At 61.2% G+C, this 15,400-nt stretch carries 14 protein-coding genes; 3 read left to right on the top strand and 11 right to left on the bottom strand.

The window, feature by feature from the left end:
- Positions 1 to 26: 26 nt before the first annotated feature.
- The 7 genes from ACM6I7_RS10895 to ACM6I7_RS10865 form a co-directional block, all read right to left on the bottom strand.
- Positions 27 to 1,307: a TRAP transporter large permease gene (locus tag ACM6I7_RS10895; protein ID WP_027613212.1), complete on the bottom strand. Its 1,281-nt coding sequence runs from the start codon at positions 1,305 to 1,307 to the stop codon at positions 27 to 29.
- Entirely contained in the window at positions 1,307 to 1,834 is a 528-nt protein-coding gene (locus tag ACM6I7_RS10890; RefSeq protein ID WP_098968224.1) for a TRAP transporter small permease, read from the bottom strand. The genes ACM6I7_RS10895 and ACM6I7_RS10890 overlap by 1 nt, the downstream gene beginning before the upstream one ends.
- Positions 1,835 to 1,910: 76 nt before the next feature.
- Positions 1,911 to 2,882, bottom strand: a complete 972-nt coding sequence (locus ACM6I7_RS10885) for a TRAP transporter substrate-binding protein (RefSeq protein WP_135295485.1) — start codon at positions 2,880 to 2,882, stop codon at positions 1,911 to 1,913.
- A 64-nt stretch (positions 2,883 to 2,946) separates the two neighbouring features.
- Positions 2,947 to 3,840: an SMP-30/gluconolactonase/LRE family protein gene (locus tag ACM6I7_RS10880; protein ID WP_414888554.1), complete on the bottom strand. Its 894-nt coding sequence runs from the start codon at positions 3,838 to 3,840 to the stop codon at positions 2,947 to 2,949.
- A gap of 30 nt (positions 3,841 to 3,870) precedes the next feature.
- Positions 3,871 to 4,695 (bottom strand): NAD-dependent epimerase/dehydratase family protein, encoded by an 825-nt coding sequence (locus ACM6I7_RS10875; protein WP_414888553.1) that lies wholly within the window; start codon positions 4,693 to 4,695, stop codon positions 3,871 to 3,873.
- Between the two features lie 282 nt (positions 4,696 to 4,977).
- The gene (locus ACM6I7_RS10870; RefSeq protein ID WP_414888552.1) at positions 4,978 to 6,273 is read right to left on the bottom strand and encodes an OprD family porin; all 1,296 of its coding nucleotides are present in this window, start codon (positions 6,271 to 6,273) and stop codon (positions 4,978 to 4,980) included.
- A gap of 165 nt (positions 6,274 to 6,438) precedes the next feature.
- Positions 6,439 to 7,389 (bottom strand): polysaccharide deacetylase family protein, encoded by a 951-nt coding sequence (locus ACM6I7_RS10865; RefSeq protein WP_414888551.1) that lies wholly within the window; start codon positions 7,387 to 7,389, stop codon positions 6,439 to 6,441.
- A 267-nt stretch (positions 7,390 to 7,656) separates the two neighbouring features.
- Between ACM6I7_RS10865 and ACM6I7_RS10860 the strand changes: the two genes are divergently transcribed.
- Together ACM6I7_RS10860 and ACM6I7_RS10855 are read left to right on the top strand one after the other, a co-directional pair.
- Entirely contained in the window at positions 7,657 to 9,312 is a 1,656-nt protein-coding gene (locus ACM6I7_RS10860) for an MFS transporter (protein WP_183782766.1), read from the top strand.
- Positions 9,309 to 10,451 carry an HlyD family secretion protein gene (locus ACM6I7_RS10855; protein ID WP_027613204.1) on the top strand — a complete coding sequence of 381 codons (1,143 nt, stop codon included), beginning with the start codon at positions 9,309 to 9,311 and terminating at the stop codon, positions 10,449 to 10,451. Before ACM6I7_RS10860 ends, ACM6I7_RS10855 begins: the two co-directional genes overlap by 4 nt.
- Positions 10,452 to 10,569: 118 nt before the next feature.
- Here the strand turns inward: ACM6I7_RS10855 and copD are convergent, their stop codons facing one another.
- Positions 10,570 to 11,427, bottom strand: coding sequence for a copper homeostasis membrane protein CopD (gene copD / locus ACM6I7_RS10850; RefSeq protein ID WP_414888550.1), 858 nt, complete (start codon positions 11,425 to 11,427; stop codon positions 10,570 to 10,572).
- Positions 11,428 to 11,430: 3 nt separating this feature from the next.
- Entirely contained in the window at positions 11,431 to 11,793 is a 363-nt protein-coding gene (gene copC / locus ACM6I7_RS10845; RefSeq protein ID WP_414888549.1) for a copper homeostasis periplasmic binding protein CopC, read from the bottom strand.
- Positions 11,794 to 11,931: 138 nt separating this feature from the next.
- Here copC and ACM6I7_RS10840 point away from each other — a divergent pair, with 138 nt between their 5' ends.
- Positions 11,932 to 12,552, top strand: a complete 621-nt coding sequence (locus ACM6I7_RS10840) for a TetR/AcrR family transcriptional regulator (protein ID WP_027613201.1) — start codon at positions 11,932 to 11,934, stop codon at positions 12,550 to 12,552.
- A 117-nt stretch (positions 12,553 to 12,669) separates the two neighbouring features.
- Here the strand turns inward: ACM6I7_RS10840 and preA are convergent, their stop codons facing one another.
- Complete coding sequence (preA, locus tag ACM6I7_RS10835) at positions 12,670 to 13,944, bottom strand: NAD-dependent dihydropyrimidine dehydrogenase subunit PreA (protein WP_183782773.1); 1,275 nt, start codon at positions 13,942 to 13,944, stop codon at positions 12,670 to 12,672.
- Positions 13,945 to 15,312, bottom strand: a complete 1,368-nt coding sequence (locus ACM6I7_RS10830; protein WP_414888548.1) for an NAD(P)-dependent oxidoreductase — start codon at positions 15,310 to 15,312, stop codon at positions 13,945 to 13,947.
- Between the last annotated feature and the right edge of the window lie 88 nt (positions 15,313 to 15,400).

The raw sequence follows: 15,400 nt of genomic DNA, 5'->3' as shown, positions 1-15,400 counted from the left end.
AAACGAGGCTGCGATCTTTCAGGTTGTTACAACACCAAATGCGGTAGCCACAGGGAAATGGCGGGGATGTAAGTGACCAGCATCAACACCAGGAACAGCACCGCGTAGAACGGCAGCAGCGCCTTCACGGTGCTCTCGATACTGACCTTGCCCACCGCCGAGCCGACAAACAGCACCGCGCCCACCGGCGGTGTTATCAGCCCGATCCCGAGGTTGACCAGCATGATCATGCCGAACTGCACTGGATCGACACCGATGCCGAGAATCACCGGCATCAGGATCGGCGTCAGAATCAGAATCAGCGGCGCCATGTCCATCACCGTGCCGAGCAACAGCAGCATGACGTTGATGCACATCAGGATCACGTAGCGGTTGTCCGACAGGGTCAGGAACAGCGTGGTGATTTTCGCCGGAATCTGCATCAGGGTCATGATGTAGCCGAAGCTCGCGGCGAAACCGATCAGGATCATCACGATGGAAATGGTGCGTACCGTGCGGTGCATCAGCTTCGGCAGTTCACGCCACTTGTAGTCGCGGTAGATGAACATGGTCACGAAGAACGACCACAACACGGCGATGGCCGCCGATTCCGTAGCGGTGAAGATCCCCGAGAGGATGCCGCCGAGGATGATCACCATCGCCATCAGGCCCCAGAGGGCTTCTCCGACGATTTTCAACGCCTGGCGCATCGGGATGACTTCACCCTTGGGGTAGTCGCGTTTTTTCGCGAAAATCAGGCACAGCACCATCAGGCAGGCGCTCATCAGCAACCCCGGCACGATGCCCGCCATGAACAGCGAGGCAATCGAAACCGTACCACCGGCGGCCAGGGAGTAGAGCACCGAGTTATGGCTGGGTGGCGTGAGCAGGGCTTGCACTGAGCCGCTGACGGTCACCGCGGTGGAGAAATCCCGAGGATAGCCCTTGCGTTCCATTTCCGGAATCAGCACCGAACCCACCGACGCGGTGTCGGCCACCGAGGAACCGGAGATCGCGCCGAAGAAGGTCGAAGCAACAATGTTGACCAGCGACAGGCCACCGCGCACGAAACCCACCAGCACCCCGGCACACGCCACCAAACGCCGGGACATGCCGCCCTCGGCCATGATCGCACCGGCCAGGACGAAGAACGGAATGGCCAGCAGCGAGAACTTGTTCACCCCCGACGCGACCTGGATCATCACCGCCTGGAACGGGATGTCGATCCACCATGCACCGATCAGCGCGGCGGCGCCCAGCGCATAGGCGACTGGCATGCCGATCAGGATCAACAGGATAAAACTGCCTAGCAGAATCAGAGCGTCCATTAAGCGCCACCTTCACTTTCTTCAACCAGATCGAACTGCACGACCCGCCGTTTGCTCTGGTCACCGAGCAAGAGTTTTTCCAGGACGAAAACCAGCGTCAGCAAGCCGCCCACGGGAATCGGCAGATAGGTCACGCCAACCCGCAGATCGGGCAGGGCTGCCATGAACTGATTCCAGGTGGACAGGCACAACTTGGCGCCCCAGATGGTCATGAAAATGCAGATCGACGCCATGAGCAGTTGCGAGAATATCGCCGCCGCAGATCTCAGCCGGGGTGGCATACGGTCGGTGAGCATGGCCACGGCCATGTGCGCACCGGCGCGGTAACTGGCGGCGGCACCGATGAAGGTGAACACCATCATCAGCAGGATCGCCGTAGGCTCTGGCCAGCTCGAACCGGTGCCCAGCACGTAGCGGGCGAACACGCCCCAGGGAATCATCAGGGAAATCGCCAGGACGGAAAGGCCGGCGACCCAAATGCACGTCATGTAGATCTTGTCGTTGATACGCAGCAGTAGATTCTTCATCGGGTTCCACCGTAACCGGGCGCGCCTGAGTGATCAGGTGCGCCGGGCCTGGTTAATGAGGACGGAGCGGGAGGCGTTACTGAACGGCTTCGATTTTCTTGATCAGGTCGGCGTACTTCGCACCGTACTTTTCCCGCACCGGTGCGGTGGCGTCGTAGAAGGGTTTCTTGTCGACCTCGATGAACTCGACGCCAGCGGCCTTGAGTTTTTCTTCGCTGGCAGCGGACTTCTTGTCCCACAGCACGCGCTCTTCAGCCTGGGCAGCCTTGGCGGCGGTCTTGACCAGCGCCTGTTGATCCGGGGTGAGTTTTTCCCAGGTGATTTTCGACATCACAATCGGCTCTGGCAGGATCAGGTGACCGGTCAGGCTGTAGAACTTGGCGTTCTGGAAGTGGTTGTGTTCGAGCAGGGTCGGCGGGTTGTTTTCCGCGCCGTCGATCACGCCGGTCTGCAAGGCGCTGAAGATTTCCCCGGTGTCCATGGCGATACCGTTTCCGCCCATGGCGTTCATCATGTCGATGAACATCGGGTTGCCCTGGACACGAATCTTCATGCCTTTGAGGTCTTCGAGCTTGCGTACCGGTTTCTTGGTGTAGACGTTGCGTGTGCCTCCGTCCATCCAGGCCAGGGCCACGAGGCCGAATTCGGAGTTGGTGATTTTGTCGAGGATCTCGTCGCCCACTGCGCCGTCGATGACGTTACGCATGTGTTGATGGTCGCGGAAGATGAACGGCATGTTGAACACGTTCACGTCCGGCACTACCGGGCCGACGATACCCAGGCTGACGCGAGACAGCTGTACCGCGCCGACTTGCATCTGCTCGATGACTTCCTTTTCAGAACCCAGCACGCCGCCGGGGAAGTATTGGAAGGTCAGCTCGCCGTTGGTTTCCCGGGTCAGGGTCTTGCCCATGTTTTCTTCGGCCACCACGGTGGGATAACCGGCGGGATGGATGTCAGCGAATTTGAGTTGCAGGGCCTGGGCGGCGCCAGTGAAGGTGAACATCAGCGGGAGTGCAGCGGCCAGCAAGGTGCGTTTGAAGTTCATGGGGGTGAGTCTCCAGTCTTGTTATTGTTGTGTTCAAGGCGCAGCGGTGCAGCAGAGGCGGGTGTTACAGGGGATCGTCGAACAGCGGTTCTTCCAGGCCTTTGACTCCGGGATTGAGGGCGAACACGCCGCCGGCCAGGGATTGCGGATCGCGGTCGTCGCCGGGACGAATCGAGGTCACGAAGAGGGTGTCCATGCGGCTGCCGCCGAAGGCACACATCGTCGGTTTCTTCACCGGCACTTCAACCGAGAAATCGAGGCGGCCGTCCGGGGCAAAACGGTGAATCAGTCCGGCGTCGTTGGCGCAGATCCAGTAGCAGCCTTCGGCATCCACGGCAGCGCCATCCGGTCGGCCGGGGAAGTGGTTCATGTCAACAAAGATCCGCCGATTCGATGGTGTGCCGGTCTCGGTGTCGTAATCGAAGGCCCAGATCAATTGCACGTGCGGATGTGAATCGGACAGGTACATCGTCTTGCCGTCAGGGCTGAAGCCGAGGCCGTTGGGCACGATGAAACCGTCGAGTCGCGCTTCGATCACACCAGACTGCCCGGCGCCGTAGCGGTAGAGGCGGCCTTCGGACGCGTTCAGGCCCATGTTCAGCACCATGCTGCCGGCCCAGAAACGGCCCTGGCGGTCGCAGCGACCATCGTTGATGCGCATGTCTGCTCGGCTGTGCTCGACGGTGGCGAGCCATTCGCTGTCGAGGCTGCCATCGCTGTGCGGGTGCAGATGAAAAAAGCCGCTCTCCATGCCGGCAACCCAGCCGCCACTGCTGTGACGGGCGATGCAGGCGAGCATTTGCGGGGTTTTCCAGGCATGCACATGGCCGGTGTCAGCGCTCCAGCGTTGCAGTCCGCCGTTGGGAATATCGACCCAATACAGCGCGTTTTCCTGCGGCACCCAGACCGGGCTTTCGCCCACGGCGTTGCGCGCATCGACGATCAATTCGGCTTGCATACTCATTCCTTTGCGTCGTTGGCAGAGTGTTCAGTCGCCGAAGGGGCCGGCCGCGACGAATGCGCCGCCCTGATAGACCCGCGCCGGGTCATCGGCGGCGGGCATAGGCTGCGCTTCGACTTTTTCGCGGAACACTTCGGAGCTGTCTCTGGCTTCAAAACCGAGGTGACTGGCGAAGCGGTTGTCCCACCAGACGTCCTTGTTGGCGGACATTCCATAGACCACGGTATGGCCAACGTTTGGCGTGTACAGCGCGCGTTCGAGCAATTGAGTGAGGTCGTCGAAGCTCAGCCAGGTGTGCATCATTCGGCGGTTCTGCGGCTCGGGAAATGAGGAGCCGATGCGGATGCTGACGGTCTCGATGCCGTAGCGATCGAAGTAGAAACTGGCCATGTCTTCGCCGTAGGACTTGGACAATCCGTAGTAGCCGTCGGGGCGGCGGGCGCAACTGGCGTCGAGCGGCTCGTCCTGTTTGTAGAAGCCGATGACGTGGTTGGAACTGGCGAAGATCACTCGCTTCACACCATGGCGGCGTGCAGCTTCGTAGATGTGAAATACGCCGCAGATGTTGGCGCCGAGGATTTCTTCGAAGGGCCGCTCCACGGAGACACCGCCGAAATGCAGGATCGCGTCGACGCCTTCGACCAGTTGGTGCACCGCCTGTTTGTCGGCAAGGTCGCAGGGGACGATTTCTTCGCGATCATCAATGGCTGGGGCGAGGGCGGCGATGTCCGACAGGCGCAGGACATGGGCATAAGGGCGCATACGTTCGCGCAGGACTTTGCCCAGGCCACCGGCAGCGCCGGTCAGCAGCAGACGGTCGAACGGGGCGCGGGGAATAGAGGTAGACGTCATGGCAATCCCTTACACGTTGTTATTAGGTTTGTTGTAGGTTGTCGTATGACTGCGCTGAAGTATCGGTAGGGTTTCCGGAACTTGTCAACGCGACTTTTGGGGTAAATGACGGAAGGGGCTCATTCACTTTTCAATCACCGCGACGCCTTCGTTGCAATGCAATCCCCTTGTGGGAGCGGGCTTGCTCGCGAAAGCGGTGTGTCATTGAAAGATGAATTGACTGACCCGACGCCTTCGCGAGCAAGCTAGCTCCCACAGGGAAACCCGGTGTGAGGACTGGCTTTACAACAACGAAATCGGATAGCTGACAAAGATCCGGTTCTCGTCGAACTCATTGGTGCTGAAGTCCCGGCGTATCGTCGCGTTGCGCCATCTCACGTTGAGGTTTTTCAGCGGCCCGCTCTGCACGGTGTATCCCAGTTCCGACTCGCGCCCCCATTCCTTGCCGTCGGTGATCGTCCCGGTGTGCACGTTATCGCCGCTGATGTAACGGTTCATCAGGGTCAGGCCGGGAATGCCGAGGGCGACGAAGTTGTAGTCATGCCGCAACTGCCAGGAGCGCTCTTTGGCGTTGTCATAACTGGCGTTGTAGCTGTCGTTGGCCAGGGTGCCGCCGCTGGTGCCGTTGACCCGCATCCACGCGTCGTCGCCGCTGAGTTTTTGCAGGCCGACATAGAAGGTGTTGCCGCCGTAGCGGGCCGACAGCATGGCGAACGCGGTCTTGTTATCGAGGTCGCCGGCCTGGGCGCTGCCGTCTTCCTTGCCGGTGAAGAAACCGAGGTTGGCGCCCAGCGTCCAATCGCCCAGCGGCTGGCTGTGGCTGAGGTTGAAATACTGCTGCTGGTAGATGTCGCTGAGTTCGGCGTACCACACGCCGACCAGGGTGCGCTTTTCGTTGAAGGTGTACTCGCCGCCGCCGAAGTTGAAACGGTCGGAGGTGAAGGCGCCGCGGCCGTTCATCGACATGTCTTCCATGCTGGCGTCGTTACGCGGGCTGTTGCCACGGAACTGCCCACCGTAGAGGGTCAGGCCGTTGATTTCGGTGGAGGTGATCTGGCCACCGCGAAAGGTCTGCGGCAACGAGCGGCCATCGTCCGAGCGCAGGATCGGCAGCACCGGCATCCATTCGCCAACCTTCAATTCGGTCTTCGACACCTTGGCCTTCAGCGCCACGCCGAGGCGACCGAAGTTGTCCGCCGGGCGCCCGTCATCGTGGATCGGCAACAGTTGCGTACCGCCGGTGCCCTTGCCGCCATCGAGTTTTTGCGAATACATCCCGAGCACATCGAGACCGAAGCCGACCGTTCCTTGGGTGAAGCCGGATTTGGCATCGAGGATGAAGTTCTGCGTCCACTCTTCAGCCTTGCCCTGCGGGTAGTTCGGGTTGACGAAGTTGCGATTGAAGTAGGCGTTGCGCAGGTTCAGCGTGGCTTTGCTGTCTTCGAGGAAGCCTTCGGCGTCGGCGCTCATCGGCAAAACCAGGGCGAGGCTGCTGCAGCCGATCAAACTCAGGGTGGAACACGGGCGGGGGAAGGAAATACGGGACGTGCGAACGGAATTGCAGACGAGTGTGCTCACTGTGACGCTCCCTGTTGTTGTTTTTATTATTTGTCATACGTCGTCGTACAACATGGTTGCGGATAGTTGCGAGGTTTTCCGTAAAAGTCAACAGGGCTTTTTACGATTATTTTGCGCGAGGTGGCAGCCCTCCAAATGCTGCGAAGAGGGCTGTTTTCGGCGGGTTTACCGGTTATAGAGCGCCTCTGTGTTGTCGATCAGCGGGTTTTTCTCGGTCAGGACGATCCGGGCGATCTGGTCCTTGCGCATGAATGTCACTTTCGGATGGGACTGCGCATAGCGGATAAAACGTTCCATCGCCTCGACCATCGCCGGGGTGCCGCCGATGCGATCGTGCAGACTCACTGACATCATCCGCCGCTTGCTCGCGCCTTCGGCGTACAGGCGATCAAATTCCAGCACCAATTGCTGATAGAACTGCTCGGCGGAGAAATGCCGACCCTCGATCAACACGATGTCGTTGTTGCGCAAGGTATACGGCACCACGGCGAATTTGCGCCCACGGACCATGGTCACGAACGGTTCGTCGCGGCTGACATCATCGATGTGGTAGGTGAAGTTGAGGTCTTGCAGGACCTTCAGCGTGTTGGGGCTGCGCCGCAACCAGTTGGCGTTGTAGCCCACCGAGCGCTGGCCGGTAAGTCTCTCGACCGCGCTGACACCGTCGCCGATGAACTGTTTTTCCTGGTCGTAACTCATGTTGTAGGAATCGGCCCAGCGCATGCCGTGGGCTGCCAGTTCGTGGCCGCGCTCGGCAATCGCTTTCGCCAGTTCCGGGTGCTTGAGTGCCGCATCGCCGACCACATGCGAGGTGACCTTGATCCCGGTGCGATCCCACAGGTCGAGCATCCGCCACAAGCCTTCCTTGTAGCCATAATCAAACCAGGTCTGCGCCGGCAGATCAGGGTAACCCTTGGGCAATGGACTGCCGGAGAACGGACTTTCCGCACCCTCGGGCTGGCCGCCGGTTTCGAACTGCATCGACACTGAAATCACCAGTTGCGAACCGTCCGGCCACGGGCGTTCCTGGGCGAAGGCGAGGGCGGGCAGCAACAGGGCGGCGGCCAAAAGGTTTTTCAGCAGGCGTGGGGAGCGTTGCCAGTGGGGCGTGGTCATAACGGGCACCTTGCAGGTTGAGAAGGGCTGCAAGGGTGGCAGTTGCCCGGCGCGGGAAAAATCCGTTGCGGGCGAGAGGACCTTTAAACAGAATTTACGAATCCACCACGAACCCTGTGGGGGCGGGCGTGCCCGCGATAACGGTCTGCCAGTCAGCCTGTTGCCGAGCCGACTGCCGTCATCGCCGGCAAGCCAGCTCCCACAGGATTGTGGGTTTGCCGCAGGATTTGCGGCAAACTCCCGGCAACACAAGCACAAGGCCTTTCAATGGATCGATACGCCCCGCGCAACTGGCAGCCTCACGAGAAGCCCAGTCTGCCCGGTTCCCCCTCGACGCCGCTGCACTCCAACCCCAAGCGCCTGGCCTATGCGCTGGTCGGGCTGCTGGTGGCGGTGACCGGTGGTTTGGGTAACTCGCTGGTGGTCGCCAACCTGCCTTACCTGCAAGGCGCGCTGGGCGCGACCACGGCGGAGATGGCCTGGCTGCCAGCTGCGTACGTGATGACCAACGTGTCGATGAACCTGCTGCTGGTGAAGTTTCGCCAGCAGTTTGGCCTGCGTGCATTCACCGAAGTGTTTCTGGTGCTGTATGCGCTAGTGACGTTCGGTCATCTGTTCGTCAACGACTTGAGCTCGGCCATCGCGGTGCGGGCGGCGCACGGCATGGTCGGTGCGGCGCTGAGTTCGCTGGGTCTGTATTACATGGTTCAGGCGTTTCCGGCCAAATGGCGGTTGAAAGCGCTGGTGCTGGGTCTCGGTGCCTCGCAACTGGCGCTGCCGCTGGCGCGCCTGTTCTCCGAAGACTTGCTGCAGATTGCCGAATGGCGCGGCCTGTACCTGTTCGAATTGGGCATGGCCTTGCTGTCGCTGGGCTGCGTGCTGCTGCTCAAGTTGCCGCCCGGTGACCGCTTCAAAACCTTCGAGCCGCTGGACTTTCTGACCTTCGCTATTCTCGCCAGCGGCGTGGCACTGCTTTGCGCGGTGCTCTCGCTGGGGCGGATCGACTGGTGGCTGGAGGCCAACTGGATCGGCTATGCGCTGGCGGCCTCGATTGCCCTGATCCTCGCGGGCCTGGCGATTGAACACAATCGCAGCAACCCGATGCTGATGACCCGCTGGCTCGGCAGCGGCACGATGATCCGTCTGGCGCTGGCGGTGACCCTGATTCGCATGGTCACTTCGGAGCAATCCACCGGCGCCGTCGGTTTCATGCAGAACCTCAACATGGGTTATGAGCAGTTGCACAGCCTGTATGTGGTGATGCTGATCGGCAGCGTCGCCGGGCTGGCGACCAGCGCCCTGACCATCGACCCCAAGCACCTGCTGATGCCGCTGATCATCTCGCTGGCGCTGATGGCGACCGGTTCGGTGATGGACAGTTTTTCCAACAACCTGACCCGTCCGCAAAACCTGTATTTCAGCCAGTTTCTGCTGGCCTTCGGCAGCACGTTTTTTCTGGGACCGACCATGGTGTTCGGCACCCGCAACGTGCTGACCAATCCGCGCAATCTGGTGAGTTTTTCGGTGTTGTTCGGGATCTGCAACAACCTCGGCGGCCTGCTCGGCGCGGCGTTGTTGGGCACGTTCCAGATCGTGCGCGAGAAATTCCATTCCAGTCACCTGGTCGAGCATCTGACGTTGTCCGATCCGTTGGTGGCTGCCCGTGTGCAGAGCGGCGGGTCGGCTTACGGTTCCTTGCTGGCCGACCCGAGCCTGCGCAATCTGGCCGGGATTCGCAGCCTGTCCAACGCGGCCACTCGCGAAGCCAACGTGCTGGCCTATAACGATGTATTCATGCTGATCGCCGTGATTGCGGTGTTGACCATGATCTGGCTGTCCATTCGTGCGCTGTGGCTGATGAGCACCACCAAAGCCGTCGACCCCGCGCCTTCCGTACCTCCTGACGGTGCTTCCAATTCATGACCGAACCCACCACCACAACCACCAATGCCATCGCCGCCACCCCGGAAGGCGTGGCACCGCCGTCCTCGCCGAACACCGAGCCGCGCTCGTTGCGGGTGCGGATCATCTCGTCGCTGGGCTTTGCCGCGATTGCCATCGTCGGTGTGCTGATCGTGCTCTACGCCTGGCAGTTGCCGCCGTTCAGCAGTGCGGTCGAAACCACTGAAAACGCCCTGGTGCGTGGCCAGGTGACGATCATCGGCCCGCAGCTCAGCGGTTACGTGTTCGAGGTGCCGGTGCAGGACTTCCAGTACGTGAAGGCCGGTGATCTGCTGGTGCGCCTGGACGACCGGATTTATCAGCAGCGCCTCGACCAGTCGCTGGCGCAACTGGCGGTGCAGAAAGCCGCGCTGGCCAACGTGGTGCAGCAACGCAACAGCGCCGAAGCGACGATCAAACTGCGTCAGGCGGTGGTGGCCGACAGCGAGGCGCAGTTGCGCAAAAGCGAGGCGGATCTGCGGCGTAACAAGGAGCTGGTGAGTGACGGCTCGGTGTCGAAACGCGAGATGGACGTGACGCTCGCGGCCAATGCGCAGAGCATTGCGGCGGTGGCGCAGGCCAAGGCCAATCTGGAAATAGCCCGGCAGGATCTGCAGACGGTGATCGTCAATCGCGGTTCGCTGGAAGCCTCGGTGGCCAGCGCTGAAGCAGCGGTGCAACTGGCGCGGATCGACTTGTCGAATACGCGCATCGTCGCCCCGCGTGACGGCCAGCTCGGACAGATTGGCGTGCGCCTGGGCGCTTACGTCAACTCCGGGGCGCAACTGATGGCGTTGGTGCCGAACCAGAAATGGGTGATCGCCAACATGAAGGAAACCCAGATGAACAATGTGCGCGTCGGGCAGCCGGTGCGCTTCACCGTTGATGCGCTGAACCACCGCAAGTTCACCGGCCATGTGCAGCACATTTCACCCGGTACCGGCTCGGAATTCGCCCTGTTGCAGGCCGACAACGCCACCGGCAACTTCGTGAAAATCGCCCAGCGCGTGCCGGTGCGGATCACCATTGATGAGGGGCAGCAGGAAGAGGAACGCTTGCGCCCGGGGATGTCGGTGGTGGTCAGCATCGACACCGCAGCGGGCGACACACAACCGCATTGACCTGCGCAGATCAAAAATGTGGGAGCGGGCTTGCTCGCGAAAGCGGTGTGTCAGGCGATATTTTCGTATCTGATACACCGCCTTCGCGAGCAAGCCCGCTCCCACAGTCTGATTGGGTTTATCCAGCAATCATCGGCGGCAGGGTACCGAGCAGGGAGACCGCAGCAACAGCCCCCATCCCCAACAACCACTCCAGCACCACACTGCGCTTGAGCGCGCCCATCCGCTGTTCGCAATCATCAATCCGCAAGCGATTGAACAGCGCCAGCGCGAGCATGCCCAGCACCAGCAAGGCCTTGATCAGCAGGATCAGGGCAAAGCCACTGAACAGCGGCGTCGGCCACCATTGCCCGGTCAGCACGCGCACGTTGATCAGGCCGGTGATCAGCAGCCCGCCAACAATGGCGTAACCGACACCGCTGAAGCGTTGCAGGATCCGGCTCATCGTTTCGCCGGGTTGGCGCAGGATCAATACCAGCAGCAACAGACCGCCGAGCCATGCAGCGACGCAGGTCAGGTGAACGATCTGGTTGAGGATCAGCAGTTGCCCGCTGAGGCCGTCGAGCATCGCGCCGTGACCGACCGGCGCCAGGGTCGCCAACAGCAGCGCGCTCAAGCCCAGGCGCAGCAGCACATTCGAACGCCACGGCGTGAACAGCAATGCCAGCAACAGCGCGTTGATCAGCAGATGCCAGCGCCAGACCTGGCCGAAAAAGGTGTTGCCGAGCACCACGCCAACAGTGTCCGGATCGAACGCTGCCGCCGCCGAACCGGCCATGCTCGCGGTGATCAACAGTGCCCAGGTGACACCGCTGACCAACGCAATCGCGGTCAGCCAACGCGCCAGTCGCGCCAGATGCCGATCCAATGTCGGCACTGGTGCCTTGAGCAGCAACGGCCGGAACAACCAGGCGCCGAACAGCATCAACACCGCGCTGAAATGCACAAAACGGCACAGCACCAGCGCTTCACTCATGAATTACTGGCCAACCTTGAACTGGTAGGCGCCTTCGCTCTTGTGTGTGTCGACCGACACCGCGTGCCATTCGACTTTGTATTCACCGGCGGCGAGTGGTGCGGCCGGGGTGACGATCAGGGTTTTCTTGTCGCCTTCGGTGGTCAGCGGTTTGATTGCGACCGGGGCGCCATCGTGGGTCAGGCTGACTTTGGTGAAACTGGCTTCGACGCCTTCAGAAAAGGTCAGGCGCAGATCTACCGGCGTGGCGACGGTGCTGTCGGCGGCCGGGGTGGCACTTTTCAGGTGGGCGTGGGCGAAAACCGAAGATGCGGCGAACAGCGAAGCGAGCAGGGCAGTGGTGGTCAGGACGTTCTTGAACAGCATCGCGGATACCTCTGAGGCAGGACAAAGAAGCGCCAGTTTAGCCATGCGCCGGCCTTCATACGAAGTTTTGTTTGCAGCGGTCGCCCCGAGGCCAGAGCGGATGCTAGTCTTCAACAACGTCGTTGTCAGGGAGCCCTCATGGGCAATCACAAGATCGAGATCCGTCGCAGTAACGTCGAGAAAATCCTGCTGGCGGCGGAAAAAGTCTTCGCCGAAAAAGGCTTCGGCGGCACCGCCATGGCCGACATCGCCGCCGAAGTGCAACTGCCGCGCTCCAACCTGCATTACTACTTTTCCACCAAGAGCGAACTGTACAGCGCGGTGCTGTTCGACCTGCTGGAAGTGTGGAAGCAGGATGCACTGTGCTTCGAGATGTTCGATGACCCACGGGTGGTGCTCAGCAGCTACATCCGCGCCAAGATGAACCACTCGCGCAGCCGGCCTTATGGTTCGAAAGTCTGGGCCAACGAGATCATCCACGGTGCCCCGACCTTGGGTGAAGCGCTGGATCTGAGCCTGTACGACTGGGCAAAAATGAAGGAGGCGAAGATCCGCCAGTGGGTCGAGGACAAACGGATTTTGCCGGTGGAGCCGTCGAGCCTGCTGTACATGATCTGGGCCTCGACCCAGCATTACGCCGACTTCGATCATCAGGTGAATATTTTGAACGAGCATCAGCCGCTGTCGGACATGCAGTTCGAGCGGGCGGTGCAGACGGTGACCAGTGTGATCTTGCGCGGGATCGGGTTGGAGCCCTGATATATGAGTGAAGCGGCTGGCCTCTTCGCGAGCAAGCCCGCTCCCACCGTTTTGAAATGCATTCCAAATGTGGGAGCGGGCTTGCTCGCGAAGGCGTCAGTTCAGACGCTACCTGCCCTAAGCTGAGACATGGTACGGATTCCTCGGATCATGATTCCAGTCCAGAAACGGCTTGCCGGTTTCCATCGGCACCATCTCGATACAGTCCGCCACCGGACAAGTGATCTGGCACAAGTTGCACCCCACACACTCCTCATCGATCACTTCATATTTGCGCGTGCCGTCAGCCTGTTTCAGGCTGCTGATCGCCTGGTGTGAAGTGTCTTCGCAAGCAATGTGGCAACGCCCGCAACCGATGCACGCGTCCTGGTCGATCCTGGCGATCACCTGATAGTTGATGTCGAGGTACTTCCAGTCGGTGGTATTGCCCACTGCGCGCCCGGAAAACTCGGCGATGTTGGCGTAGCCTTGGCTGTCCATCCAGCGCGACAGCCCGTCCTTCATCTCCTCGACAATCCGGAAGCCATGCAGCATAGCCGCCGTGCACACCTGCACCGCGCCACTGCCCAGCGCGATGAACTCCGCCGCGTCACGCCAACTGCCGATGCCGCCAATGCCGCAGATCGGCAGGCCTTGGGTCTGCGGATCACGGGCGATTTCGGCGACCATGTTCAGCGCGATCGGTTTGACGGCCGAGCCGCAGTAACCGCCGTGGGTGCTCTTGCTGCCGACGGTGGGCAGGGCGACCATGTGTTCCAGGTCGACGCTGGTGATCGAGTTGATGGTGTTGATCAGCGACACCGCATCGGCGCCCCCGCGATGCGCAGCGCGGGCGGCGACACGGATGTCGGTGATGTTCGGTGTCAGTTTGACGATCACCGGTAGCGAGCAATAGGTCTTGCACCAGCGCGTCACCTGCTCGACGTACTCCGGCACCTGACCCACCGCTGCGCCCATGCCGCGTTCGGGCATGCCGTGCGGGCAACCGAAATTCAGCTCGATGCCGTCAGCACCGGTGGCTTCCACCAGCGGCAGGATGTGTTTCCACGATTCCTCGACGCACGGCACCATCAGCGAGACGATCAGCGCACGGTCCGGCCAGTCCTTCTTGACCTGTGTGATCTCGCGCAGGTTGATTTCCAGCGAGCGGTCGGTGATCAGTTCGATGTTGTTGATGCCCAGCACCTCGCGGTTGTTGCCGTAGTGCGCCGAGTAGCGCGACGAGACGTTGACCGCTGCCGGGTCCTCGCCGAGGGTTTTCCAGACCACACCGCCCCAACCGGCCTCGAAGGCGCGGACCACGTTGTAGGCCTTGTCGGTCGGTGGCGCGGAGGCCAGCCAGAACGGATTGGGCGCTTTGATGCCGGCGAAGACTATCGAGAGATCGGCCATTTATGCAGCCTCCACGTTGAGCATCAGTTGCGCGTTGATCGCCTCGGCGGCGAGTTTGCCGTGCTGTACGGCTTGCACGGTGAGGTCCTGATCGAGGCTGGTGCAGTCGCCACCGGCATACACGCCGGGAATGCTGGTGCGCAGGTTGTCATCGACCTGAATCCGTTCGCCCTGACGCTTGAGTTCACGGGCCAGCGGGTCGGCGAGGGCGCTGGTGTCGAAGGCCTGACCGATGGCTTTGAAGATCGCGTCGGCGGCCAGTTCGAAGGTCTCGCCAGTGGTTTGCAGGCGACCGTCGACCAGTTGTGTACGGGCGAAACGCATGCCGCGCACCTTGCCTTGCGCGTCGAGCAGCACTTCCTCCGGTTGCGCCCAGGTCAGCAGGCGCACCTGATTGGCTTTGGCGATGTCTTGTTCGTGACCGGTGGCGCCCATGTCCGCCGCGCCCCGGCGATATACCAGATTCACGTCACGCGCTCCGAGGCGGGCTATTTGCACGGCCATGTCGATCGCGGTGTTGCCGGCGCCAAGGACGATGCAGCGTTCCGCCAGTGGCAGTTGCGTCAGGTCATCGGCCTGGCGCAGTTCACGGATGTAGTCGGTGGCGGCGAGCAGGCCGGGGGCGTCTTCGTGCGGCAGGCCGAGCTGTTTGCTTGCGTTGAGGCCGAGGCCGAGGAACACCGCGTCGAACTGCTGATGCAGCTCGCTGAGGGTCAGATTCTCGCCGAGTTTCTGCCCGTGACGGATTTCGATGCCGCCGATCTGCAGGAGGAAATCCAGCTCCTTCTGCGCGTAGTCGTCGACCAGTTTGTACTTGGCGATCCCGTATTCATTGAGGCCGCCAGCCTTCTCCCGTGCTTCGAAAATCACCACGTCATGCCCGTGCATCGCACTGCGGTGGGCGCAGGACAAACCCGCTGGCCCCGCGCCGACCACGGCGATGCGCTTGCCGGTGCTGGCCGCACGCTGGAACGGGTGCTCGGTGAAATTCGCATTGTCCACGGCGTAGCGTTGCAGCAGGCCGATGAGTACCGGCGCGCATTCCTGGGCGTTGTTGCGCACACAGGCTTGCTGACAAAGGATTTCCGTCGGACAGACCCGCGCACAACTGCCGCCGAGGATGTTCGCCGAAAGAATTTTCTGCGCCGCACCGGGGACGTTGTCCTGATGGATATTGCGGATGAACGACGGAATGTCGATTTCGCTTGGGCACGCGTTGACGCATGGCGCGTCGTAGCAATACAGGCAGCGCGAGGCTTCCAAATGCGCCTGCCGGGCGTTGAGCGGTGGCGCCAGATCAGTGAATTGGCCGGCGAGGGCGGCCGCGCTTTCGTGCGGATGTGGGAGATGGTTCAGGGTCTCGATCACGGTTTTGTGCCTCACGGTTATTGAGGTTCTCTGCCTCTGATGGGCAGTGGTTTTTGTGGTGTCTGAACTGGCGCTATCGCGAGCAGGC

Source organism: Pseudomonas sp. IT-93MI4 (assembly GCF_949767635.1).
GTDB classification, from domain to species: domain Bacteria; phylum Pseudomonadota; class Gammaproteobacteria; order Pseudomonadales; family Pseudomonadaceae; genus Aquipseudomonas; species Aquipseudomonas putida_A.
This window is presented reverse-complemented; position numbering and strand designations above follow the sequence as displayed.

Excerpts from the sequence above, each read along its gene's own strand:
- ACM6I7_RS10880 (WP_414888554.1), bottom strand. The coding sequence starts at position 3,840 with ATGCAAGCCGAATTGATCGTCGATGCGCGCAACGCCGTGGGCGAAAGC.
- ACM6I7_RS10860 (WP_183782766.1), top strand. The coding sequence starts at position 7,657 with ATGGATCGATACGCCCCGCGCAACTGGCAGCCTCACGAGAAGCCCAGT.
- ACM6I7_RS10875 (WP_414888553.1), bottom strand. The coding sequence starts at position 4,695 with ATGACGTCTACCTCTATTCCCCGCGCCCCGTTCGACCGTCTGCTGCTG.
- ACM6I7_RS10855 (WP_027613204.1), top strand. The coding sequence starts at position 9,309 with ATGACCGAACCCACCACCACAACCACCAATGCCATCGCCGCCACCCCG.
- ACM6I7_RS10865 (WP_414888551.1), bottom strand. The coding sequence starts at position 7,389 with ATGACCACGCCCCACTGGCAACGCTCCCCACGCCTGCTGAAAAACCTT.
- preA (WP_183782773.1), bottom strand. The coding sequence starts at position 13,944 with ATGGCCGATCTCTCGATAGTCTTCGCCGGCATCAAAGCGCCCAATCCG.
- copC (WP_414888549.1), bottom strand. The coding sequence starts at position 11,793 with ATGCTGTTCAAGAACGTCCTGACCACCACTGCCCTGCTCGCTTCGCTG.
- copD (WP_414888550.1), bottom strand. The coding sequence starts at position 11,427 with ATGAGTGAAGCGCTGGTGCTGTGCCGTTTTGTGCATTTCAGCGCGGTG.
- ACM6I7_RS10840 (WP_027613201.1), top strand. The coding sequence starts at position 11,932 with ATGGGCAATCACAAGATCGAGATCCGTCGCAGTAACGTCGAGAAAATC.
- ACM6I7_RS10890 (WP_098968224.1), bottom strand. The coding sequence starts at position 1,834 with ATGAAGAATCTACTGCTGCGTATCAACGACAAGATCTACATGACGTGC.
- ACM6I7_RS10885 (WP_135295485.1), bottom strand. The coding sequence starts at position 2,882 with ATGAACTTCAAACGCACCTTGCTGGCCGCTGCACTCCCGCTGATGTTC.
- ACM6I7_RS10895 (WP_027613212.1), bottom strand. The coding sequence starts at position 1,307 with ATGGACGCTCTGATTCTGCTAGGCAGTTTTATCCTGTTGATCCTGATC.